The sequence below is a fragment of the Pseudomonas sp. P42 genome (assembly GCF_017973755.1).
Classification (GTDB): Bacteria; Pseudomonadota; Gammaproteobacteria; order Pseudomonadales; family Pseudomonadaceae; genus Aquipseudomonas; species Aquipseudomonas iridis.
Genome location: NZ_JACOPU010000004.1, coordinates 303,235 through 323,866, shown reverse-complemented (window position 1 = coordinate 323,866; position 20,632 = coordinate 303,235). Strand labels below are relative to the sequence as shown.

Annotated in this window: 21 protein-coding genes; 12 read left to right on the top strand and 9 right to left on the bottom strand. The window is 59.9% G+C overall.

What is annotated here, in order from left to right:
- The first annotated feature begins 85 nt into the window (after positions 1 to 85).
- Both H8B20_RS14670 and H8B20_RS14665 read left to right on the top strand, forming a co-directional pair.
- Entirely contained in the window at positions 86 to 1,492 is a 1,407-nt protein-coding gene (locus H8B20_RS14670) for a serralysin family metalloprotease (protein ID WP_210623658.1), read from the top strand.
- A gap of 186 nt (positions 1,493 to 1,678) precedes the next feature.
- Positions 1,679 to 2,047 (top strand): DUF427 domain-containing protein, encoded by a 369-nt coding sequence (locus H8B20_RS14665; protein WP_210623656.1) that lies wholly within the window; start codon positions 1,679 to 1,681, stop codon positions 2,045 to 2,047.
- Positions 2,048 to 2,102: 55 nt separating this feature from the next.
- Here H8B20_RS14665 and H8B20_RS14660 read toward each other — a convergent pair whose 3' ends face one another.
- Together H8B20_RS14660 and H8B20_RS14655 are read right to left on the bottom strand one after the other, a co-directional pair.
- Complete coding sequence (locus H8B20_RS14660; protein ID WP_047301808.1) at positions 2,103 to 3,725, bottom strand: MFS transporter; 1,623 nt, start codon at positions 3,723 to 3,725, stop codon at positions 2,103 to 2,105.
- Positions 3,726 to 3,838: 113 nt separating this feature from the next.
- Entirely contained in the window at positions 3,839 to 5,485 is a 1,647-nt protein-coding gene (locus H8B20_RS14655; RefSeq protein ID WP_210623655.1) for a GMC family oxidoreductase, read from the bottom strand.
- 132 nt (positions 5,486 to 5,617) lie between these two features.
- Between H8B20_RS14655 and H8B20_RS14650 the strand changes: the two genes are divergently transcribed.
- The 5 genes from H8B20_RS14650 (at position 5,618) to H8B20_RS14630 (ending at position 9,668) form a co-directional block, all read left to right on the top strand.
- Complete coding sequence (locus H8B20_RS14650; RefSeq protein ID WP_042559611.1) at positions 5,618 to 6,502, top strand: LysR family transcriptional regulator; 885 nt, start codon at positions 5,618 to 5,620, stop codon at positions 6,500 to 6,502.
- A gap of 208 nt (positions 6,503 to 6,710) precedes the next feature.
- Positions 6,711 to 7,058 (top strand): metalloregulator ArsR/SmtB family transcription factor, encoded by a 348-nt coding sequence (locus H8B20_RS14645; RefSeq protein WP_210623653.1) that lies wholly within the window; start codon positions 6,711 to 6,713, stop codon positions 7,056 to 7,058.
- Between the two features lie 26 nt (positions 7,059 to 7,084).
- On the top strand, positions 7,085 to 7,555 hold the full coding sequence (locus H8B20_RS14640; protein ID WP_042559610.1) for an arsenate reductase ArsC: 471 nt from the start codon (positions 7,085 to 7,087) through the stop codon (positions 7,553 to 7,555).
- A gap of 12 nt (positions 7,556 to 7,567) precedes the next feature.
- Positions 7,568 to 8,266 (top strand): arsenical resistance protein ArsH, encoded by a 699-nt coding sequence (gene arsH, locus H8B20_RS14635; RefSeq protein ID WP_210623646.1) that lies wholly within the window; start codon positions 7,568 to 7,570, stop codon positions 8,264 to 8,266.
- A gap of 142 nt (positions 8,267 to 8,408) precedes the next feature.
- Entirely contained in the window at positions 8,409 to 9,668 is a 1,260-nt protein-coding gene (locus tag H8B20_RS14630) for an MFS transporter (protein WP_210623645.1), read from the top strand.
- Between the two features lie 14 nt (positions 9,669 to 9,682).
- Here the strand turns inward: H8B20_RS14630 and H8B20_RS14625 are convergent, their stop codons facing one another.
- The 7 genes from H8B20_RS14625 to H8B20_RS14595 are packed head-to-tail and all read right to left on the bottom strand — an operon-like array spanning position 9,683 to position 15,980.
- Positions 9,683 to 11,053 carry an ATP-binding protein gene (locus H8B20_RS14625; protein ID WP_210623643.1) on the bottom strand — a complete coding sequence of 457 codons (1,371 nt, stop codon included), beginning with the start codon at positions 11,051 to 11,053 and terminating at the stop codon, positions 9,683 to 9,685.
- Entirely contained in the window at positions 11,050 to 11,712 is a 663-nt protein-coding gene (locus H8B20_RS14620) for a response regulator (protein WP_042559606.1), read from the bottom strand. Before H8B20_RS14620 ends, H8B20_RS14625 begins: the two co-directional genes overlap by 4 nt.
- An 11-nt stretch (positions 11,713 to 11,723) precedes the next feature.
- Entirely contained in the window at positions 11,724 to 12,368 is a 645-nt protein-coding gene (locus H8B20_RS14615) for a tetratricopeptide repeat protein (protein ID WP_042559605.1), read from the bottom strand.
- On the bottom strand, positions 12,365 to 13,174 hold the full coding sequence (locus H8B20_RS14610) for an SDR family oxidoreductase (RefSeq protein WP_210623641.1): 810 nt from the start codon (positions 13,172 to 13,174) through the stop codon (positions 12,365 to 12,367). The genes H8B20_RS14615 and H8B20_RS14610 overlap by 4 nt, the downstream gene beginning before the upstream one ends.
- Positions 13,161 to 13,835: an iron-containing redox enzyme family protein gene (locus H8B20_RS14605; RefSeq protein ID WP_210623640.1), complete on the bottom strand. Its 675-nt coding sequence runs from the start codon at positions 13,833 to 13,835 to the stop codon at positions 13,161 to 13,163. The genes H8B20_RS14610 and H8B20_RS14605 overlap by 14 nt, the downstream gene beginning before the upstream one ends.
- Complete coding sequence (locus H8B20_RS14600) at positions 13,832 to 15,313, bottom strand: AMP-binding protein (protein ID WP_210623637.1); 1,482 nt, start codon at positions 15,311 to 15,313, stop codon at positions 13,832 to 13,834. Before H8B20_RS14600 ends, H8B20_RS14605 begins: the two co-directional genes overlap by 4 nt.
- Positions 15,303 to 15,980, bottom strand: a complete 678-nt coding sequence (locus tag H8B20_RS14595; RefSeq protein WP_210623636.1) for a thermostable hemolysin — start codon at positions 15,978 to 15,980, stop codon at positions 15,303 to 15,305. The genes H8B20_RS14600 and H8B20_RS14595 overlap by 11 nt, the downstream gene beginning before the upstream one ends.
- A gap of 209 nt (positions 15,981 to 16,189) precedes the next feature.
- Here H8B20_RS14595 and H8B20_RS14590 point away from each other — a divergent pair, with 209 nt between their 5' ends.
- The 5 genes from H8B20_RS14590 to H8B20_RS14570 all read left to right on the top strand — a co-directional run bounded on the left by H8B20_RS14590 (position 16,190) and on the right by H8B20_RS14570 (position 20,492).
- Entirely contained in the window at positions 16,190 to 16,744 is a 555-nt protein-coding gene (locus tag H8B20_RS14590; protein WP_210623634.1) for a cytochrome b, read from the top strand.
- Between the two features lie 229 nt (positions 16,745 to 16,973).
- Positions 16,974 to 17,189: a DUF4287 domain-containing protein gene (locus tag H8B20_RS14585; RefSeq protein WP_042559598.1), complete on the top strand. Its 216-nt coding sequence runs from the start codon at positions 16,974 to 16,976 to the stop codon at positions 17,187 to 17,189.
- 604 nt (positions 17,190 to 17,793) lie between these two features.
- Positions 17,794 to 18,156, top strand: a complete 363-nt coding sequence (locus tag H8B20_RS14580) for a DUF6124 family protein (protein ID WP_042559596.1) — start codon at positions 17,794 to 17,796, stop codon at positions 18,154 to 18,156.
- Between the two features lie 138 nt (positions 18,157 to 18,294).
- Positions 18,295 to 19,836 carry a phospholipase effector Tle1 domain-containing protein gene (locus tag H8B20_RS14575; protein WP_210623633.1) on the top strand — a complete coding sequence of 514 codons (1,542 nt, stop codon included), beginning with the start codon at positions 18,295 to 18,297 and terminating at the stop codon, positions 19,834 to 19,836.
- Positions 19,836 to 20,492 carry a DUF2931 family protein gene (locus H8B20_RS14570; protein WP_047301778.1) on the top strand — a complete coding sequence of 219 codons (657 nt, stop codon included), beginning with the start codon at positions 19,836 to 19,838 and terminating at the stop codon, positions 20,490 to 20,492. Before H8B20_RS14575 ends, H8B20_RS14570 begins: the two co-directional genes overlap by 1 nt.
- The last annotated feature ends 140 nt before the right edge of the window (positions 20,493 to 20,632 follow it).

Below are 20,632 nucleotides of genomic sequence, written 5' to 3'. Positions count from 1 at the left end.
AACCACGCGAGTGACAGGACGATCTCGCCAGAAGATCGCCGCGGTCTGTCGGAAACTGACTACTCTGAAACAAGGAAGTCCATCCATGGCTCAAGCCAAATCCAAAACCAGCAGCGCCTACGACCAAATCGACACCTTCAGTCATCTGTACGACCGTGGCGTCGGGCTGATCAATGGCAAACCCTCGTTCACTGCTGATCAAGCTGCTGACGAAATTCTGCGCAAAGGCCTGTCGTGGGGCGATAAAAACGCTGACGGCAAGATCGACCTCAGCTACACCTTTCTGACCGAAAAACCGGCGAACTACAATCCGAAGCTTGGCAATTTCGGCGAATTCAGTGCCCAGCAGAAAGCTCAGGCCGTGCTGGCCATGCAGTCCTGGGCCGACGTCGCCAATGTCACGTTCACCGAAGGCAAGGGCGGCGAGGGCCACATGACGTTCGGCAATTATGACGTCAGCACCGGTGGTGCCGCGTTCGCTTACCTGCCGAGCGGCGGCAGCTATGACGGCCAATCGTGGTATCTGATCAACAATCAGTACCAGGTCAACAAGACGCCGGATAACGGCAACTATGGTCGCCAGACCTTGACCCACGAAATCGGTCACACCCTCGGCCTGTCGCACCCCGGCGCCTACAACGCCGGTAACGGCAACCCGACCTACGGCGACGCTAAATACGCCGAAGACACCCGCGGCTACAGCCTGATGAGCTACTGGAGTGAAACCAACACCGAGCAGGACTTCAGCAAGGATGGTAGCGGTGCCTACGCTTCTGCGCCGTTAATGGACGACATTGTTGCCGTGCAGAAACTGTATGGCGCCAACTATGAGACCCGCGCCGATAACACCACGTACGGTTTCTACTCCAACACCGGGCGTGATTTTTACAGCGCGACATCGGCGGCGTCGAAGCTGGTGTTCTCGGTGTGGGACGGTGGCGGCGATGACACGCTGAACTTCTCCGGTTTCACCCAGAACCAGAAAATCAATCTCAATGAGGGCTCGTTCTCCGATGTCGGAGGATTGGTGGGCAACGTTTCGATCGCTTACGGTGTGACGGTGGAAAACGCCGTCGGCGGTTCGGGCAATGACCTGCTGATCGGCAACGCAAAGGCGAACTCTCTGTTTGGCGGTGCCGGCGACGACATCCTTTACGGTGGCGGTGGTGGCGATACGCTGGTAGGCGGGGAGGGGGCAGACACTTTCGTGTTCGGCGCTGCCAGTGATTCGACCAATAACCAGCCGGACTGGATCATGGATTTCAAAAGCGGCCTGGACAAGATCGATCTCTCGGGGATCGCCGAGTTTGCAAGTGGTGCCGCCACGTTGAACTTTGTCAACAGTTTCACCGGCCATGCGGGCGATGCAATCCTGACTTACTACGCGCAGCACGGTCAGACCGGGCTGCTGGTTGACTTGACCGGGCAGGGGCAGGTCGATTTTGCTGTGGGCATGGTGGGGCAGGCGGTGATGACGGATATTGTTGCTTGATCTGAAGTAAAACGGGCCAGTCCCGAACTTGTGGCGAGGGCGCTCACTCCCGCTCGGCGGCAAAGCCGTCGCAAACTCAGGAATCGCGTTATACCTGACACACTGCGATTACTGATTTTGGGGCCGCTACGCTGCCCAGCGGGAGTGAGCTCCCTCGCCACAGTTCATTTGTCCTTGGAGAAACCCATGAAAAGCTCCGGCCCCAGCCCCGTCATCTCCCTCGAACAACTTACAGGTTGCCTGCTGGTGAAATTCCACGGCATCCAGGTTGCCGCGTCCTCCCACGTGCTGGTACTGAACGAAGCCAACTATCCGCCCGTGTACTACGTTCCCCGCGAAGACATCGACGAAAAGTATTTCGCCCGCACCGACCACACCACTTATTGCCCGTACAAGGGCGACGCCAATTACTTCAGCCTGCAGGTGCCGGGGCATGAGGGGGCGAATGCGGTGTGGACTTACGAGAATCCAAAAGTCTCGGTGGCGCCGATCCGCGACTATGTGGCGTTTTATCCGGATCAGGTGAAGTTTGAGGTGATCAAGGCTGATGCCTGAAAAGAGGGTGGCGAGAGAGCAAGCGCTCTCGCCACCGATGGTTCTGGCGTTAACTTCAGTTCTTGTCCAGATCGATATTCTTCGTCTCCCGCAAAAAGATCAGCCCCACCACCAGGCTCACCCCGGTAATCAACACCGGGTACCACAGCCCATAAAAAATATCCCCGGTGTACACCACCAGCGCAAACGATACCGTTGGCAGAAATCCGCCAAACCAGCCGTTGCCAATGTGGTACGGCAGCGACATCGAGGTGTAGCGGATGCGGGTCGGGAACAGTTCGACCATCAGCGCCGCGAGCGGGCCGTAGCACATGGCGGAGATGATGATCAGCGCTACGATCAGGGCGACGATCATCGGTTTGTTGGTCTGCTGCACATCGGCTTGTTGCGGGTAGCCGGCGAGGGTGATTGCGCCGCGCAAGGCAGATTCATCGAAGCCGTCGATTCTCACGTCGCCAACACTGACCTGCACGGCGCTGCCGGCCGGTGCGGCGGCGCTGGAGTAGGGCAGGCCTTGTTTGACCAGGAAGGTTTTGACCTTGTCGCACGGGCTGTCAAATTTCGCCTTGCCCACCGGGTCGAACTGGAAGGTGCACGTCGCAGGGTCAGCCAGCACCGTAATCGGTGCCTGACGGCTGGCCTGATCGATCGCCGGGTTGGCGTAATGCGCGAGGGATTTGAAAATCGGGAAGTACAGCACCGTCGCCAGCAGCAGGCCGAGCATCAGCACCGGTTTGCGTCCGACCTTGTCCGACAGCCAGCCAAAGAAAATGAAGAACGGCGCGCCGATCACCACGCTGATAATCAGCAGGGTGTTGGCCAGCGCCGGATCCATTTTCAGAAACTGGGTGAGGAAGAACAGCACATAGAACTGCGCCGCGTAGAAGGTCACCGCTTGCCCGGCGTTGATGCTGAACAGCGCGATCAGCACGACTTTGAGGTTTTCCCATTTGCCGAAGGATTCGCGGATCGGCGCCTTCGAGGTTTTGCCTTCCTCTTTCATCTTCAGATAGGCCGGCGACTCGTGCAGGCTCAGGCGAATCCAGGTGGAAATGCCCAGCAGCACAATCGACAGCAGGAACGGAATCCGCCAGCCCCACACTTCAAACTGATCGCCAGTGAAATAACGGCAACCGAGCACCACCAGCAGCGACAGCAGCAGGCCGAGGGTCGCGGTGGACTGAATCCAGCTGGTATGGAATCCGCGTTTGCCCATCGGCGCGTGTTCGGCCACGTAGGTTGCGGCGCCGCCGTACTCGCCACCGAGCGCCAGGCCCTGAAGCATGCGCAGCACCACCAGAATGATCGGCGCGGCGATGCCGATGCTGGCGTAGGTCGGCAACAGCCCGACACAGAACGTCGCCACGCCCATCAAAATGATGGTCGCGAGGAAGGTGTATTTACGCCCGATCATGTCCCCCAACCGACCGAACACCAGTGCCCCGAACGGGCGCACGATGAATCCGGCGGCAAACGCCATCAGCGCAAAGATGAACGCCGTGGTGTCGTTGACTCCGGCGAAAAACTGCTTGCTGATCACCGCCGCGAGGGCGCCATAGAGGAAAAAGTCATACCACTCGAACACCGTTCCCAGTGATGAAGCGAAGATGACTTTACGTGTATCCGGGCTGGTTTGCGCGCTGTAGGCGGCGTCCAGCGGCTGAGCGTGTTCTGACATATCGGTATCCCTCACAGTGATTGTTTTTGTTGTTCCACTGGTGTTGCCTGTCCGGGTGCTGCGCGATGCCTTGAATTAACGCGGTTCCCTGTAGGAGCAGCCTGCGGCAGCTCCTACAGGGTTTGGGCCAGTTCCGAAGTTGGTGTGTAGATCCTGGTCGGTGGGTTGAGGATCAGCTGCGCGGCCTTCTCGGCAATCATCAGCGTAGGCGAGCAGGTGTTGCCCGAGATGATCCTCGGCATGATCGAGGCGTCGGCAATGCGCAAACCGGGCACGCCGTGGACGCGCAACTGCGCATCGACCACCGCTTCGCCGTCATTACCCATGCGGCAGGTGCCGACCGGATGGAAAATCGTCGTGCCGATTCGCGCCGCCGCTTCGTGCAGTTGCTCTTCGCTTTGCAGACTGTCACCCGGCAAATACTCGACCGGTTTGAACGCTTGCAGGGCAGGGGCGCTGACGATGCGTCGGGTCAGGCGGATGGCGTCGGCGGCCACGCGCAGGTCTTCGGGGTGGCTCAGATAATTGGGTTGAATCAGCGGCGCCTCTTGCGGATCCGCCGAGCGAATGTCGATGCGGCCACGGCTCTGCGGACGCAAATCACAGACCGACGCGGTGAAGGCCGGGAAGCTGTGCAACGGCTCGCCAAAGCGCTCCAGCGACAGCGGCTGCACGTGGTATTCAAGATTTGCCGACGTCTGCTCCGGCCCCGAGCGGGCAAATGCGCCCAACTGACTCGGCGCCATCGACAACGGCCCGCTGCGGTCGTACAGATAACGCAGGCCCATGCCCATCTTGCCCCACACACTGCCGGCGATCTGGTTGAGGGTGCGAGCGTTTTCCAGTTTGTAGATCAGGCGCAGTTGCAGGTGATCCTGCAGATTACCGCCAACCCCCGGCAACTCATGAATCACGCCAATGCCGAGGCGTTCCAGTAATGGTCGCGGGCCAATCCCGGAGCGCTGCAGAATGCTCGGCGAGCCGACCGAACCGGCGCACAACACGATCTCCTTGCGCGCCTTGAAGCGTTTCACCTGACCTTCATGACGCGCACTGACAGAAGAGGCGCGACCGTCCTTGAGCAAAACACGATCGACCTCAACCCCGGTCAGCACCGTCAGATTCGCCCGGTCACGTATCGGTTTGAGAAAGGCTTTGGCCGCGTTCCAGCGCACGCCGGCTTTCTGATTGACCTGAAAGTAGCCGCAACCCTCGTTGTCGCCCTCATTGAAGTCCTCAACAGAGGCAATCCCACTTTGTTCAGCGGCGCTGCGAAAGGCATCCAGAATCGGCCACGACAAGCGCTGTTGCTCGACCCGCCATTCACCCTTGGCACCGTGAAATTCAGCGCTGCCGGCAAAGTGGTTTTCGCTCTGCTTGAACAGCGGCAGCACGTCGTTCCAGGCCCAGCCCGGATTGCCTTCCGCCGCCCAGCCGTCGTAGTCGTTGGCCTGGCCGCGCATGTAGATCATGCCGTTGATGGAAGAACAGCCGCCAAGCACTTTGCCGCGCGGATAGCTCAGGCTGCGACCTTGCAGACCGGGTTGCACTTCAGTCTTGAAGCACCAATCGGTGCGCGGGTTGCCGATGCAGAACAGGTAGCCAACGGGGATGTGAATCCAGGCATAGTTGTCGCGTCCGCCGGCTTCGAGCAGCAACACGCGCTGCAGTGGATCAGCCGACAGCCGATTGGCCAGCAAACACCCGGCGGGACCTGCGCCGACCACGATGTAATCGTATTCATCGAGGGAAGTCTGCATTCCCTGACCTCGCTTTTTGTTTTTATTGTCGGACACTCTAGTTGTTAGCTTTCGTTAAAAGAATGTTAGTTTTTGCGCAGCCGCTGTGCGTTTTCGAACAGCCTTGATGACCCTCGCTGACAAGGACTCTCCATGTTCGACTGGAACGACCTGCGGTTTTTTCTCGAGCTGCAACGCAGCGGACGCTTGCTCACCGCGGCCCGCCGACTGAACACCACCCACGCTACGGTCGCCCGTCACATCGAGGCCATCGAAAAAAGCCTTGGCACTGCGCTGTTCGTTCAGCACGCCCAAGGCTATGAAATGACCCCGGCCGGGGAGGCGCTGCTAAAGCACGCCGAAGCCATGGAAAACGTCGCGTTGCTGGCCCAGGAAGAAATCACCCAGTCCACCGCACCACTGGGCAAGATTCGCGTCGGTGTCACCGAAGGTCTCGGCGTCAAGTTCCTCGCCAGTCGCATGATCGGTCTGTTCGAACGTTACCCGGGCCTGGAAGTGGAACTGGTCGCGGTGCCGCGCTTCGTCAGCATCCTCAATCGCGAGGCGGAAATCAGCATTCATCTGGAGCGCCCGGCGGCGGACATGCTGGTCACCCGAAAACTCACCGACTACCGCCTCGCGCTGTATGCCAGCCAAAGCTATCTCGACAACGCGCCGCCATTGCACAGCCGCGAAGACCTCGGACGGCATGCCTGGATTGGCTATGTCGATGATCTGCTGTTCAGTCAGGAACTGATGTTCCTCAACAGCTTCTGCCGCAGCCCTCGCGTGGTGTTCCATAGCACCAGCGTCATCGCTCAGCAGGAAGCGGCGCGTTCGGGGTTGGGCATCGCCGTGTTGCCGTGCTACATGGCGGCCCCCGACCCGGACCTGGTGCCATTGCTGCCGGATGAGAGCATCGAGCGCAGTTACTGGATCAGCACACGAAGGGAATTGCACAAGTCGGTGCGGTTGCGGGTGGTTTGGGATTATGTGGTGGGGTTGTGTGAGGCGGAGCAGGGGTTGTTGCTCGGATAGTTTTGCCAGCATCAAACCCTGTGGGAGCGGGCTTGCCCGCGATGGCGGACTGACATTCGACATCGGCTTTGCCTGACCCACCGCTATCGCTGGCAAGCCAGCTCCCACAGGGGGCATCGGTGTTTGTGGGTCAGGTGGGATCATTCCAGGGTTGATTAATATATGGATATCCGTATATTCGGATCTCCATATGTACGAAGCCTGTCCCATGATCACGCCCACCGATGTCTTCAAAAGCCTGGCTGACGAGACCCGCGTCCGCGCCACCCTGTTGATTGCCGATCAGGGTGAGCTGTGTGTTTGCGAGCTGATGTGCGCCCTCGACGACAGTCAGCCAAAGATCAGCCGTCACTTGGCGCAACTGCGCAGCAACGGTCTGCTGCTCGATCGCCGCCAAGGCCAATGGGTCTATTACCGCCTCAATCCGCATCTGCCGGATTGGGTTCGCGAGATCCTGCAAGTGACGTGCAAAGCCAATGCCGATTGGCTCAAAGACAACGCCGCGCGTCTGCACAAGATGGATGGACGTCCTGTCCGCGAAGCGGCGTGCTGCTAAATCATTAATATCTGCTGGAGCAACCCATGCGAATCCTGTTCATGTGCACAGCCAATAGCTGCCGCAGCATCCTCAGTGAAGCGATGTTCAACCACCTGGCGCCCTCGGGATTCGAGGCGTTGAGCTCCGGAAGTTTCCCCAAAGGCCAGGTCTTGCCGCGCAGTCTCTTGACCTTGCAGCAGGCCGGCATTGCCACCGATGGCTTGTACAGCAAGGGTAACGATGCGTTCGAAAGTAACCCGCCGGACATCGTCATCACCGTCTGCGACAAGGCTGCCGGCGAAACCTGCCCGGTGTACTTCGGCCCGGCATTGAAGGCGCATTGGGGGCTGGAAGATCCGTCCGAAGTCACGGGCGACGAAGCGGCGATCGACGCTGCTTTCCACGCCACGTTGGCGCGCATCGAGCAACGCTGCAAAGCCTTCCTCGAACTGCCCTTCAACCGCCTCAGCCGCGACGAACTCAAACTTGAACTCGACCGAGTCGGTACGCTTTAAGGAGGCATGACAATGTCAGACCACTTGCCCAATCTTGATCCAACCCTGTTCGAAGGCTTGCCAGCCTCCGCCTCGGGCGAGCACAAACCACGCATCCTGTTGCTCTACGGATCGACCCGTGAGCGCTCGTTCAGTCGCTTGCTGGTAGAGGAGGCCGCGCGCCTGCTCGAGCACTTTGGCGCCGAGACGCGCATCTTCAATCCGTCCGGTTTGCCACTGCCCGACGACGTCCCGGTCGACCATCCGAAAGTGCAGGAATTGCGTGAACTGGTGTTGTGGTCGGAAGGCCAGGTCTGGTGCTCGCCGGAACGCCATGGCGCGATGTCGGCGGTGTTCAAGGCGCAGATCGACTGGGTTCCGCTGGAACTTGGCGCGGTTCGCCCGACCCAGGGCAAAACCCTGGCAGTGATGCAGGTTTGCGGCGGCTCGCAGTCGTTCAACGTGGTCAATCAACTGCGCGTGCTGGGTCGCTGGATGCGCATGTTCACCATCCCCAACCAATCTTCGGTGCCGAAGGCCTGGATGGAGTTCGACGAAGCGGGGCGGATGAAACCGTCGCCGTATTACGACCGGGTCGTCGATGTGATGGAAGAACTGGTGAAGTTCACTGTGCTGCTGCGCGACCGCCAGGACTTTCTGGTTGATCGCTATTCGGAGCGCAAGGAAAGCGCCGAGCAACTGATGGCGCGGGTCAATCAGCGCTCGATTTGACCGTAAACCTGGCCCGCCCGGTATTTGCCGGGCGGGCTTTTTCATGTCCGTCGGGCGGTGAAACTAAAACATCTGGCCAGGGGTCACTCAATCTGCGGAGGTCAATTCAACCCGAACGACCTCGACCCTCGAAGACGCTGCCGTGGCCACACACCTGGATCGCCGAAACAACCTGTCGTTGGACAGCCTGAATTTCTTCCTTGCCGACGTACGCGACGGCCTCGGTCCCTATCTGGCGATTTACCTGCTGGCGGTTCACCACTGGGACCCGGCCAGCATCGGCCTGGTGATGACCATCGCCGGGATCGCCGCGCTGATCACCCAGACACCGGCGGGCGCCCTGGTCGACAACACACGCTACAAGCGGGCATTGATCGCGATTGCCGCGCTGCTGGTCACCGGCAGTTGCCTGCTGCTGCCGTTCGTTGCGTCATTCAGTCTGGTGACCTTGACTCAAGCCCTCAGCGCCGTCGCTGCGTCGATCTTCGCGCCGGCCATCTCGGCGATCACCTTAGGCATTACCGGGCCACGCGCCTTCACCCGACGCACCGGCCGCAACGAAACGTTCAACCACGCGGGCAACGCCTGCGCCGCCTTGTTGGCCGGATTGTTTGCCTACCTGTTCGGCCCGGTGGCGGTGTTTTACCTGATGGCGGTGATGGCGTTGGCCAGCATTATCGCGGTCGCCTTTGTCTCGCCGGCGGCCATTGACCATGGCCTGGCACGGGGCCTGGATCCCGGCGGTGCAGGGCATGGTGCGCAGCCCTCGGGGTTCTCGGTGTTGCTCAAGAACAGACCGCTGCTGATGTTCGCCGTGTGCTGCGCGTTGTTCCACCTGGCGAACGCGGCCATGCTGCCGCTGGTGAGTCAGAAACTGGCACAGGCCAATCTGCAGATGGCCACGCCGCTGACCTCGGCGTGCATCGTCGCCGCGCAACTGGTGATGGTGCCGGTCGCCTTGCTGGTCGGGGCCAAGGCCGATGTCTGGGGGCGCAAGCCGTTGCTGCTTGCCGGGTTCCTGATTCTGCCGTTGCGCGGCGTACTTTACGTGCTGTCCAACGACCCTTGGTGGCTGGTTTCGGTGCAATTGCTCGATGGCATCGGCGCCGGGGTTTTCGGCGCGCTGTTTCCGGTGGTGGTGAAAGACCTGACCCTCGGCACCGGCCACTTCAATATCAGCCTGGGTGCGTTGTCGACGGTCTTTGGCCTGGGCGCGGCCTTGAGCAATGGTCTGGCCGGATTCGTGGTGCAGGCCGCCGGCTACAGCGCTGCATTCCTGACCCTGGCGGCTGTGGCCGCAGCGGCGCTGATGCTGTTGTGGCTGACAGTGCCGGAAACGTTGCCGCGCTCGACTGCGCAGGATGATTTGCAGGAAATGCCCCCGCCGCTAATAGTGCCGTGAACCTGGCAGCCGGATCATTGGCCGTCAGGAATCGACAGCGTCGCGTGTAACCCACCTTCTTGCCGATTGACCAGGGTAATACGTCCGCCCAAGCGGGTAGCAATGGTGTTGACGATGGTCAGCCCCAATCCCGCGCCCTGTGCATTGCCCCGGCTGTAGAAGCGTTCGAACAGTCGGGCGCGATCCGCTTCATCGATTCCCGGCCCCTGATCGTCGACGCTCAAATGACAGAAGCCGTCGGCTCGGGTCAGGGTCACGGTGATAACGCCATGTTCCGGGGAGAAGTTGGCGGCGTTGGTGATCAGGTTGTTCAACGCAATGTCGAGGGCGGCGGCGCTGGCCATGACGTGGAACGGTTCGGCGCTGTCCTCGAAGGTCAGTTCCAGCTGTTTGCTTAACAGCCACGGCGTCAGTTGCACCAGGCTGTTGCGCACGGTTTCGCTAAGGTCGATGCGTTGCAGCGGCGGCGGGTCGGATTTCGGTTCGAGGCGTGCCATGGTCAGCAACTGGTTGACCAGACGGCTGGTGCGGTCGACGCCGGAGATCAGAAACTCCAGGGATTCGCGGCGCTCCTGCTCGGTGCCGGCCTCCAGCAGGTTTTGCGCATGCACGCGCAGCACCGCCAGCGGGGTGCGCATTTCGTGGGCGGCGTCAGCGATGAAACGGCGTTCGCGGCCGAGCACTTCCTGGATCTGCGCGAGCATGCGGTTAAGGGCAGCTTGCATCGGCTCCAGCTCGCTGGGTAGCGGCGTGAGTTGCAGTGGCTCCAGCGAACCACTGTGGCGGGCGCGCAGGGTGGCGGCCATGTTCGCCAGTGGCTTAAGGCCCCAGCCGATAGCGAGCCAGATCATCGCCGCCAGAATCAGGCTGCCGAGCATATTCGGCCACAGGGTGTGCCGCACGATGCGGTCGACCAGATCGGCGCGCACATCATCGCGCTCGCCAACCCAGATGCGCAGGCCGTTCTGTTTGTCTTCCAGCATGAACGCCCGCCATTGCCGGCCTCTCAAATCCACCACGTCGCTGAAGCCCGGTCGGGTCGGCGGTGCGGTGAAGGAGGGCGCGCTGGCGGTGTGTACCAGCACTTCACCTTTGGGGTTCCATACCTGAAAGGCGATCTTGCTTTCGTAAGGATGGCCATCGACCCGTGGCTTGGCTTCGCCCAGGGCCTGATTGAACGCTTGATACAACTGCGCGTGTTCGGTACTCGCCATCGGCATGCGCATCACGCCTTGCAACAGACGCGCGTTCTGCGCCAGTTGAGCATCGTAGACTTCAGCGATTTCGTGGTTGCTGTCATGCACGTTGAACGTGCTGAGCACTGCCAGGCCGGCCAGTAGCAGGCCGATGATCAGCGTCAGCGTGCGGCGCCGGATTGAAGTCATCGACGCTCCTCCACCAGATAACCCACGCCACGGATGGTGCGGATCAGGTCGGTGGAGAACTTTTTGCGCAGGTGATGGATGTGCACTTCCAGAGTGTTGCTTTCGGCTTCCTCGTTCCAGCCGTAGAGCAACTGGATCAGTTGGTCGCGGGTCATCACCCGACCCGGCGGTGAGAGCAATTCGTGCAGCAACTGATATTCCTTGGGGGTCAGCGCCACAGGTTGGCCCTGATAACTGACCTGCTGGGTGCCGGGGTTGAGGCTGATGCCCGCGTGCTCTATCAACGCCTGGGCGCGCCCGGCACTGCGCCGTAACAGGGCGCGCAATCGCGCCTTGAGTTCGGCCAGATCGAACGGTTTGACCAGATAATCGTCGGCCCCGGCATCGAGCCCGGCGATGCGGTCTTCGGTGGCATCGCGGGCCGTAAGAATCAGCACCGGCAGATTCGAACCGCTGTCGCGCAAACGGCGCAGCACTTCGAGGCCGTCCATGCGCGGCAGACCGAGATCAAGTACCGCCAGGTCGAAGGTTTCACTGAGCAGTGCATGCAACGCACTGCTGCCGTCCTTGAGCCAGTCGACGGTGTAACCCTCACGCCCCAGCGCCTGATGAATGCCTTCACCGAGCGCGACGTCATCCTCAATCAGTAATAAACGCACGCGCACTCCTATCAGTCGAGTTTCTTGTTGACGTCCACCAGCAGGGCGGCGATCTCTTTGCGGCGCCCGGCGTCAGCGCTTTCGCGGCCTGGGCGCGGTGCGGCTTGCAGGGCTTTTTGCAGCGCTGCCTTGGCTTCAGCGTAGCGTTTTTCACGGTAGAGGTGATCACCCCAGAAGTACAGGCTGTCGATGCCGTTGGGGTTCAGTTGCAACGCCTGCTTGAGCAATTGCTCGGCCTTGTCGCTGTCACCAAAACCGATCGGCCAGCCCGGCACCCGGTCGTACAGCGCGGCGAGGCTGGTGTAGGCCGAGCCATTCAAGGCTTTGGGATCCAGGGTCAGGGATTTTTCCAGGTCAGCCTTGGCGTCCTTGGCTTTGCCCAAGGCGCCGAGCCCACCTTCGGCGCCGGCCCAACTGCTGGTGACGATGCCCTTCCAGATCCACGCTTCGGCTACGGCGGGGCGTTGCGTGGTAAAGGCAGTGGCCTCGGTTGAGAGCTGTTCGAAGGCGGCGGCGCGCTGTTTTTCCGCGACTTCATATTGGATGTGCGCCCAGCTCTGCTGGATCCCGGCAAGGCGTTGTTGATCGGCGGCGTCCAGCGCCCAGACGGATTGGCTGAGGGCACCGAGCAGCAGGCAGGCGAAGACTTTTTTCATGGTTTGAGGGTCTCGTTTCCGGTTTTTTCGCTGAAGCGTCGGATCAGCGGCAACTGCTTGCGCAGGCCACGATCCACCAGGTGCGGCAGTAAATTGTTCAGGCGTACGAAGAACCGCTCCGGCCACCCCAGATACAAATCGCGGCGACCGCCGGCGATTGCGTGGATCACCGCCGACGCCACGGTTTGCGGGTCATCGACGTTGGCCTTGAGTGCATCGTTCAAGGCTTGCGCGGCCGAGCTGTTCATCGACGTGCGGGTGGCGCGCGGCGCGACGTAAAGAACGCTGACCCGCGTGTCAGCCAGCTCCCGGCGCAGCGCTTCGGAGAAGCCGCGCAAGGCAAACTTGCTCGCGCAGTAACTGGCATAACCGGCATAGCCGATCGAGCCATAGGTGGAGCCAACATTAACCACCATGGCGCTGTCCGCCTGCTTGAGCAGCGGTAACAGCAGTTTCGTCAGGCAGATCGGCGCACTGACATTCACCGCCAGCATGGTGTTGATGTCGCTGTCGTCCAGCTGTTCGAGCATGGCGAAGTGGTTGACCCCGGCCGCGTTGATCAGCAGGTTGATACCGCCGATGCCCTCGGCGGCGGCCAGCACTTTGCGCCGGTCGCTGAGGAAGGTCAGGTCGGCGCCGACCCAGTACAGATTTTGCGGATACCGCTCAAGCAACGGCAGCAGCGCTTCCTGATGCCGGGCCACGGCCAGTACCCGCGCACCGGCAGCGCACAAGGCACTGGCGATGGCCATGCCGATACCGCCACTGGCGCCGGTCAGGACAACACGCGCTTCATGCAGCTGCATGTTGAGCCTGCACTTCACGCGGCAATCCACGGAACATATCGGTGTACAGGCGATACACGACTTTCGAGGCGTGGATCACGGCGGCCTGGTCTTGCGGGTCCTCGAGCTGGTTCATCAAGCGGCGATAGGACTGCATGTGCTCGATGTCCAGCGAACCGTGGGAACTGAGGTAGCTGAACGCCGTTTCCGGCAACGCCAGCCGCTCGCGAATGCTGCCCGCCGCGTGGGTGGCCAGGGCAATGCTGGTGCCTTCAAGCACATTGACCATGCCGAACAACCCCACCGGATTGCCCCGGGCGATCAGGTCGTACAGAAAGCTGACCATCAACTCGATCGACAGCGACGGCTGACCATCGCGCACCGCATCACGGTCACCGCCACACGCGGCAATATCGTTGAGCACCCACTGTTCGTGGCCGTATTCTTCTTCGATGTACTCGCACACGGCTTTGCGCAGCCACTCCAGGCGTGTCGGCAAACGCGCGCCGCAAGCCATCATCAACGGCACCGTGTGGCGCACGTGGTAATAGGCCTGGGCGAGAAATTCCCGATAGCTCTCAAGGCTGACCTTGCCTTGCAGCGCATCAACGATGATCGGCAGGTTGAACAGCTCGTGGCGTTCCCGTTGTGTGGCTTCTTGCAGGGTGTCGAAAAAACTCATGATGCGGATGCCTCGCAGATAACGGATTCGGTTAATTGGGTGTGGTAATGCGCGACAATGGCTTCGCGGCGCGGGCGGCCATTGGCGGTGAGCAGGCCATTGGCGGCGGTGAAGGGGTGCGGTAGACGTGTCCAGCGATGTACCTGGGCGTAATCGGGCAAGGCTTCGTTGGCTTCGGCGACGGCCGCAGCCAGATCAGCGTCGCTGCAATCGGCGCGATGCGGCCAGAGCAGGGCGTGGTTGTGCGGCATCGCTTCGCCGTAGACGAAGGCCTGGGCGATGTGGCGGCGCTGGGTCAGCTCCGACTCGACCCATTCCGGGTTGACGTTGCGCCCGAAACTGGTAACGAACTGATGCTTCTTGCGACCCTTGAGAAAGAGGAAACCTTCCGGGTCGAACTCACCCAGGTCGCCGCTCGGCCACCATTCTTCGGCGTACGGCGCATCCCCCAGATAACCCAGCAGCGGCGAACCCTTGATCAACACTTCGCCGTCCTCGGCCAGACGCACTTCGACATGCGGCAGGGGCCTGCCGACGCTGCCTGGGCGCCGGGCACCAGGGCGATTGAGGCACACCACCGACGCACATTCGGACAAGCCATAACCTTCATAAACCGGCAGGCCGACACGTTGCGCACGGTGCAGCAGATCTTCGGAAACCCGCGCGCCGCCGACGGCGGCAAAACGCAGTTTTTGCGGATCGAAGGCTTTTTGCTCGGCGGCGCTGACCAGCATCAGCAACAGCTGCGGCACCAGAATCAGGCTCTCCGGTGCACGGCTGGCCAGATAACCCAGCAGGCGCGGCACATCGACGCCGCTGGCGCCCTGGATGCCGAGGGTCTTCTGACTCGGCAGACTCAACATCGCACCGGCATACAGCGCCGCATAACAACCGAGGTTTTCCAGCAGAATCGCCAGCGGTAACAGCGCCAGATGATGCGCCGGACCGGTCGGCTCGCTCGCCTGAACCAGCTCGCGTGCAACCCGCAGTAAGCTGTCGGCGCTCAGGCATACCCCTTTGGGCGTGCCGGTGGTACCGGAAGTGAAGGTCAGTTTGGCGGTGCCGGCGGGCATGCGGCTCGGTCCACTGAATGTGCGGCACCAGAACTCGCCGTTTTTCACGTAACCGGCGCCGAGCAATTCGGCCTCCAGCTCTGGTTCAGCAATCACCCGTTCAGCCTGACTCAGCTCCAGACAATGGGCGCGTTGCGCCGGGCTGAAAAACGGCGGCAGCGTCACACAGGTCAGGCCTTCGAACAGCACCGCCAAATCCCAGAGCATCGCGTCGACGCCATTATCCAGCACCAGTGCGACCACTCGCACGTGTTCATCGCGCAAACGCTCCTGGCGATACAGCACCTCGGCGTAGAGGGTCGTGTAATCGATTTTCAGCGTATCGCCCCACAGCGCGACCGCGTTGTCATTGCGCCCGGCATGGCTGCGCAGGGTTTCCTGAAAGCGTTGCAGCTCAAGCGACATGGAAAGCTCCTTCAATCGAAGTCGGCAGTCCCAGCCGGTTGAACAGTCCGATATTGCGCAAATGGATAAATCCGGCTCGGATATTGCCGACGTGAACCCAGGGTTTGCTCTCGTAATAACTGCCCCAATATTGACGCTCGTCACCCAGTCGCTCCGGGTCTGCGGCGCATAATGTCACTGGCTTCAGGCCGAGACGATGGAAGCTGTTGACCAACCCGATGTTGCCGGTGAACGTCACCCACTCCAGACCGCCCATGGCCAGTAAGTAAGTGATGGCGATGATGCTCAGACGCGCACTGCCGGTGTCGCTGGCGGCAAGGTTGCCGACTTCGACGATGCCGTTGCGCGTCACCGGGCGATCCGCCGCCGCGCTGATCAGCGGCTCGATCGGTTCATCCAGGTAGCGCTCAAGAAACAGCGGCTCCAAATGGGCCCGGCGGACACCGGCCACCGCGCACAGCTCACCTGCGGCGTTGTGCATGCCGAACAGCTCGGGCATGAAATGGCGGATGTCAGCGCCGTGCGCTTTGCGAAAGCGCTGCTGAATAAACGTCTCGAATGCCGACCGTTGCCCGTCATCCGGCAAGGCATTGGTCAGCGTCATCTGCGGCGTATCGGCTTGGCCGAAGTGCAGGGGCAGGGGGATGTTCCAGTCGAATTCGGGCATGGGCAGAACGCCTCCCTCAATAGGTTTGAGAGGAGTATCCAAGCCATTTCTTAACGAAGTCTGAAGGTAAAAAAAGGTTAACCTGTGAGCCGATCTTCAGACTGTCTTAAGACTGGCCGGGCAGGCTCACACCGTCGGTTCGCCCGGCTAAAGGAACGTGACCGTCGAGCGCATCGACCGTCACTCACGACAATCACGAGGCGCTACTTATGACCCGCGACAACGCCGTAAACCGTTATGGAAAACTTTCAATCACGATGCACTGGCTGATGCTGGCGCTGTTCGTCGGCGTCTACGCGTGCGTCGAAATCAAGGGCTACATGCCCAAGGGCAGCGAAGCGCGCGGCCTGCTGATGGGCTTTCACGGCCTGTTCGGTGCCAGCATCTTCGCTCTGGTATGGATCCGTCTGCTCGGTCGCCTGACCCCGCGTCCACCGATCACCCCCAAACCCCCTGCGTGGCAAACCGGCATCTCGCACCTGATGCACCTGGCCCTCTACGGCCTGATGATCGCCACCCCGATCCTCGCCTGGCTGATGCTCGCCGCCGGCGACAAACCGTTCCCGTACTTCGGCTTCCACATACCGGCCCCGGTCGCCATCGACCCGGACTTCGCCAAGCGCCTGAAGTACTGGCACGAACTGATCGGCAGCACCGGCTACTGGCTGATCGGCCTGCATGCGTTGGCGGGGTTGTTTCACCATTATTGGGTGCGCGATAACACGCTGGTGCGGATGCTGCCGGGGCGCACAGGTTCACGCTGATCATCTTCCACCCCAATCCCTGTGGGAGCGGGCTTGCCCGCGATGGGGCCGTGGCAGCCGACATTATCAGTGGCTGACACACCGCCATCGCGAGCAAGCTTATGCCACGGGTTTTGCGCTGTCGGGTAGAGCAGGGCAGTTGCCGGATCCGCACTTCGCGTCCACGCTTAGGCTTTGCCGACAAGGAGCGTCCGCCGACCCTCCGTCGCGAGCCCACGGAGCGTGCAGCATGAGCGAAGACAACAAGGTAAAAGGCCCGGCGTCCTACTTCCCCTCCATCGAAAAGAAGTACGGCCAACCCATCGACCACTGGCTGAACCTGCTCGCCAGCGTCACCGACAAAAAACACATGGAACTGGTGGCATGGCTCAAGGAAGAACACGGCATGGGCCACGGGCATGCCAATGCGTTGGTTGCGCATCATCTGGCCAGCGGCAAAAAGTGAGGGCAGGGCAGTGATGAACTACCAAAAATCCAAAACCAGCCGAAACCCCTGTGGGAGCTGGCTTGCCAGCGATGGCGCCGGCCCAGCCACCACCTGAATCCCAGACCAGCCCCAAAACCTGTGGGAGCGAGCCTGCTCGCGAAGACGCCAGCCCAATCACCGAAAATCCCAAACCAGCCGAAACCCCTGTGGGAGCTGGCTTGCCAGCGATGGCGCCAGCCCAGCCACCACCTGAATCCCAGACCAAAATAAACAGACAACCCCGATGCTGTTTAAACGAAGCCTCCAGTAACGACCCAAGCCCTACAACGTCTTGCGCCATCGCCTACGACTACGCCAGAATCCGCCGGCTTGTGCGTCTAGGTCGCGGGTTTTATCGTTTGTCGGTCACTGAAAAACAGTGATCGGGTTTGGTAGCCCGCCATAACTAGTCGCATCGTGCACCGTTCGCAGACCCCGTCGGGTCTCTGCTCAATGGTGGCCATGCGCAGGACACCTTCGGGTGTGCCGGGTCCTAGTTACCGGTCTACCAACCCGCGTACGGCCGCCACCCTTCGTTTGGTAGCGAAGGTGAAGGCTCCTTTTATTAACTAGGAGTTTCACCATGTTCAAACCAACACCCAACCCGCCAGAAACCGACCCCACATCCCCCTACGAATCCCCCGATTCCAGGAAATTTCACGAAGCCGCCGAACGCGCCCTCGACCACTACCTCAAGCCTGCCGACCAAATCATGGCCAGCACCAACGAGCCTGACCGCATGTACTTCGCCAACCCGAAGTACGACACCGAATCCCTGCTAGCCAACGCCAGCGAAACCCTCGGTTCGGCCAGCGAAATGCTCAACAACTTCGCCGCCATGCTGGACATCTCCCACCGCAAAACTGCGCTGGGAATCGCGCAGGTCGTAATGCTCGGCGAACTGGCCGTAAACCAAGCGCTGGACAACGTCGTAATCACGAAATAGCCCTCGGCCAAGACGAGGGGAAACCCTCGTCACATCACACTGTCTCAACCGCGCTGGCACACGGCCACGCCTTGCGCCCCCAGGCCTCGGCTGTCACCCTTCGGGCCGTTCTCAAGGATCAGAGCAAGGAATCAAGGATTGAGCGGCTACGTCCCCAACCCCCCGAAAAATTATCGCTACGAAGAAGCCAAACCCGTCGATATCCACGCCCAGCGTTGGGCTGAATACGAAAAACACGGGAAAGAACCCGCACCCGAGCCTGAGAAAATCGGCATCGCGTTGCGGATTGGGTTGTTCTTTGATGGCACTGGAAATAATGCGAATAACACGGCAGCTGGGTTGCTGTGTGGTGCGCAGCATCCGATTGCGCCTGAGGATATTCCTGCGAGCTGTCAGCCTTATATGGGGGACCCAGACAGCAGCTATGGTGCCGACGCAACCAATATAAAAAAACTCGCCGACCTGTATTACGAATCCCCCATTGCCGAAGGCGAGGGCTCGATAAAACAGGTGTCCCGCCCTTTATATATCGAAGGCATCGGCACCCTGGCAAATGAAAAAGATAGCGTTGTCGGCCAAGGTACGGGACGCGGAGAGACGGGAGTCGCCGGGCGCGTTCAGACGTCATTTACCTTTATCAAGCAAGTTGTTGAAGACGCCCTTCAAGAAAATCCAAACAGTGAAATAGCCTCCATCACCTTTGACACCTTTGGGTTTAGTCGAGGGGCAGCAGCGGCTCGCCATTTTTCAAATGAAATTGTGAGAGGCAAGCAGGGACCTTTAAGGGATTTACTGACCTCTTACGCGAACAATTTCAGTCGTACCTTCAACGAGCAGTACGGAAGTAGCATTAACATGGGCTTTATCGGGCTGTTCGATACAGTGCCCTCGATCGCTGGCTTCACCAATTTTGGTCGAGTTAAGAGTTCCATCGCCCCAGGTATCCGGCTTTACCTTGATCGGCGCTTCTTCCGCGACGTCGTCCACTTGGTTGCCCGCGATGAATGCCGGGCAAACTTCGCTCTCAGTCGAGTAAAACCCGACTATCCGGAATACACATGTCCCGGCGTCCACTCGGATATCGGCGGAAGCTACCTCGACGAAACTGAAGAGTGCGTGTTGGTCAGCCCAATGCAAGCGCTTGATGTGTGGATCAATACTGATGTCACAACCACCTCAATTTATCGGGACGCAGCCAGAGTAAAAAACCAATGGGTAGCCAAAGGGTGGCCGGCTCATTTATTGGAAGTCGTTACACCTGAAGCATTTGACTTACCAACCGATTTGCAAGACAGGCTGGGGCCTAAGCAAAAACGCGTTTACGCCGGGCTCCAACTCAAGCGTCCGGTCAGTGGAAAGCTTTCAACGGTTTATCTCAGGGTGATGTATCAACTGGCGAAGGAAAAGGGTGTTCCTTTTACTGACATACCAAAGCGAAGCGAGTATGCCGTGCCGCAAGAGCTGCAAGGCATGTGTGACAAATTCCTCGCCGGCGACTTCAGCACTACTCCAGAAGAAGAACAGTTGCTGAAACTGAAATACATCCACACCTCTGCCAATTGGAATCATCCACTAGGTCGAAGGGATGGTAGCGGTCTGGAGGCTGTTTACATCAACGCACCTACCGAGGATCGCATTCGCGTACAACATCCTCACGTAGCTGACTGGAAACTCTGGTAATGAAAATAGCTGTAGCCCTTCTGGGCGTTTTACTCCTCACGGGCTGTCAGGTTACAAACGCCAACCCGGGTGAAAGCGACCCCAAATACCCTTGGTGGGAACTGGCGTTCATCAAGCCTAATTTCATGAATGTGTGGGTTGAAGACAGCTCGGTGGAAGACATCAATGGCAAAACCTTCTTGCGTGCGGGAGGAGGTAATGCGAGTGGTGCCGAACCTAATGACGAGAAAGAGTCCGCCCGTGGATGGATCGGCGTTGGCGGTACCGGGAAACCAGTGATTGGTGCGGGTCTACCAAAGCGTATTTTCGTACGTTGGCAATCCATACCAGAGCAAAAAACCTACCGGGCTTGGGTCGATATCCCAGAAGAAGCGAGACAAGTGATGGAGACATCCACACACCAACGCTGCCCCGAGACACCTCAGAAAACGGCACGGTTCATGGCATCGGTCTACTTAGGACTTGCCCCAGGTGGTGTCGTACAGGTGTGGGTAAGAGATTTATGCCGGCGCCCGGTTAAAGTCGCTCGTGCCCAAGCTGAGTTGGAGCCATTAGGACCGGAGCAGGGTAAAAACGGCGGGCAATATGCCTACCCAGTGAGTGAAAAGGCTAAGCGCTATATCGAGAAGTACGGCATTCCTTACGGAAGTTGGTAAGCGAAGGACCAATACAGCTAAGCATCAGGCTGCCATGTACATTGTTCTTGGCCGGATGCCAATCTTCAGATCCGCTATCAGGCAAAACCGATCCCGAATCCGAGTCGTGGTAGCTCGAGTCTACCGAGCCCGTATACATG

Bases quoted from the DNA above. Each gene is read 5' to 3' on its own strand.
- H8B20_RS14660 (WP_047301808.1), bottom strand. From the start codon at position 3,725: ATGTCAGAACACGCTCAGCCGCTGGACGCCGCCTACAGCGCGCAAACC.
- H8B20_RS14615 (WP_042559605.1), bottom strand. From the start codon at position 12,368: ATGAAAAAAGTCTTCGCCTGCCTGCTGCTCGGTGCCCTCAGCCAATCC.
- H8B20_RS14590 (WP_210623634.1), top strand. From the start codon at position 16,190: ATGACCCGCGACAACGCCGTAAACCGTTATGGAAAACTTTCAATCACG.
- H8B20_RS14580 (WP_042559596.1), top strand. From the start codon at position 17,794: ATGTTCAAACCAACACCCAACCCGCCAGAAACCGACCCCACATCCCCC.
- H8B20_RS14650 (WP_042559611.1), top strand. From the start codon at position 5,618: ATGTTCGACTGGAACGACCTGCGGTTTTTTCTCGAGCTGCAACGCAGC.
- H8B20_RS14665 (WP_210623656.1), top strand. From the start codon at position 1,679: ATGAAAAGCTCCGGCCCCAGCCCCGTCATCTCCCTCGAACAACTTACA.
- H8B20_RS14640 (WP_042559610.1), top strand. From the start codon at position 7,085: ATGCGAATCCTGTTCATGTGCACAGCCAATAGCTGCCGCAGCATCCTC.
- arsH (WP_210623646.1), top strand. From the start codon at position 7,568: ATGTCAGACCACTTGCCCAATCTTGATCCAACCCTGTTCGAAGGCTTG.
- H8B20_RS14645 (WP_210623653.1), top strand. From the start codon at position 6,711: ATGATCACGCCCACCGATGTCTTCAAAAGCCTGGCTGACGAGACCCGC.
- H8B20_RS14595 (WP_210623636.1), bottom strand. From the start codon at position 15,980: ATGCCCGAATTCGACTGGAACATCCCCCTGCCCCTGCACTTCGGCCAA.
- H8B20_RS14570 (WP_047301778.1), top strand. From the start codon at position 19,836: ATGAAAATAGCTGTAGCCCTTCTGGGCGTTTTACTCCTCACGGGCTGT.
- H8B20_RS14625 (WP_210623643.1), bottom strand. From the start codon at position 11,053: ATGACTTCAATCCGGCGCCGCACGCTGACGCTGATCATCGGCCTGCTA.
- H8B20_RS14600 (WP_210623637.1), bottom strand. From the start codon at position 15,313: ATGTCGCTTGAGCTGCAACGCTTTCAGGAAACCCTGCGCAGCCATGCC.
- H8B20_RS14605 (WP_210623640.1), bottom strand. From the start codon at position 13,835: ATGAGTTTTTTCGACACCCTGCAAGAAGCCACACAACGGGAACGCCAC.
- H8B20_RS14610 (WP_210623641.1), bottom strand. From the start codon at position 13,174: ATGCAGCTGCATGAAGCGCGTGTTGTCCTGACCGGCGCCAGTGGCGGT.
- H8B20_RS14655 (WP_210623655.1), bottom strand. From the start codon at position 5,485: ATGCAGACTTCCCTCGATGAATACGATTACATCGTGGTCGGCGCAGGT.
- H8B20_RS14585 (WP_042559598.1), top strand. From the start codon at position 16,974: ATGAGCGAAGACAACAAGGTAAAAGGCCCGGCGTCCTACTTCCCCTCC.
- H8B20_RS14670 (WP_210623658.1), top strand. From the start codon at position 86: ATGGCTCAAGCCAAATCCAAAACCAGCAGCGCCTACGACCAAATCGAC.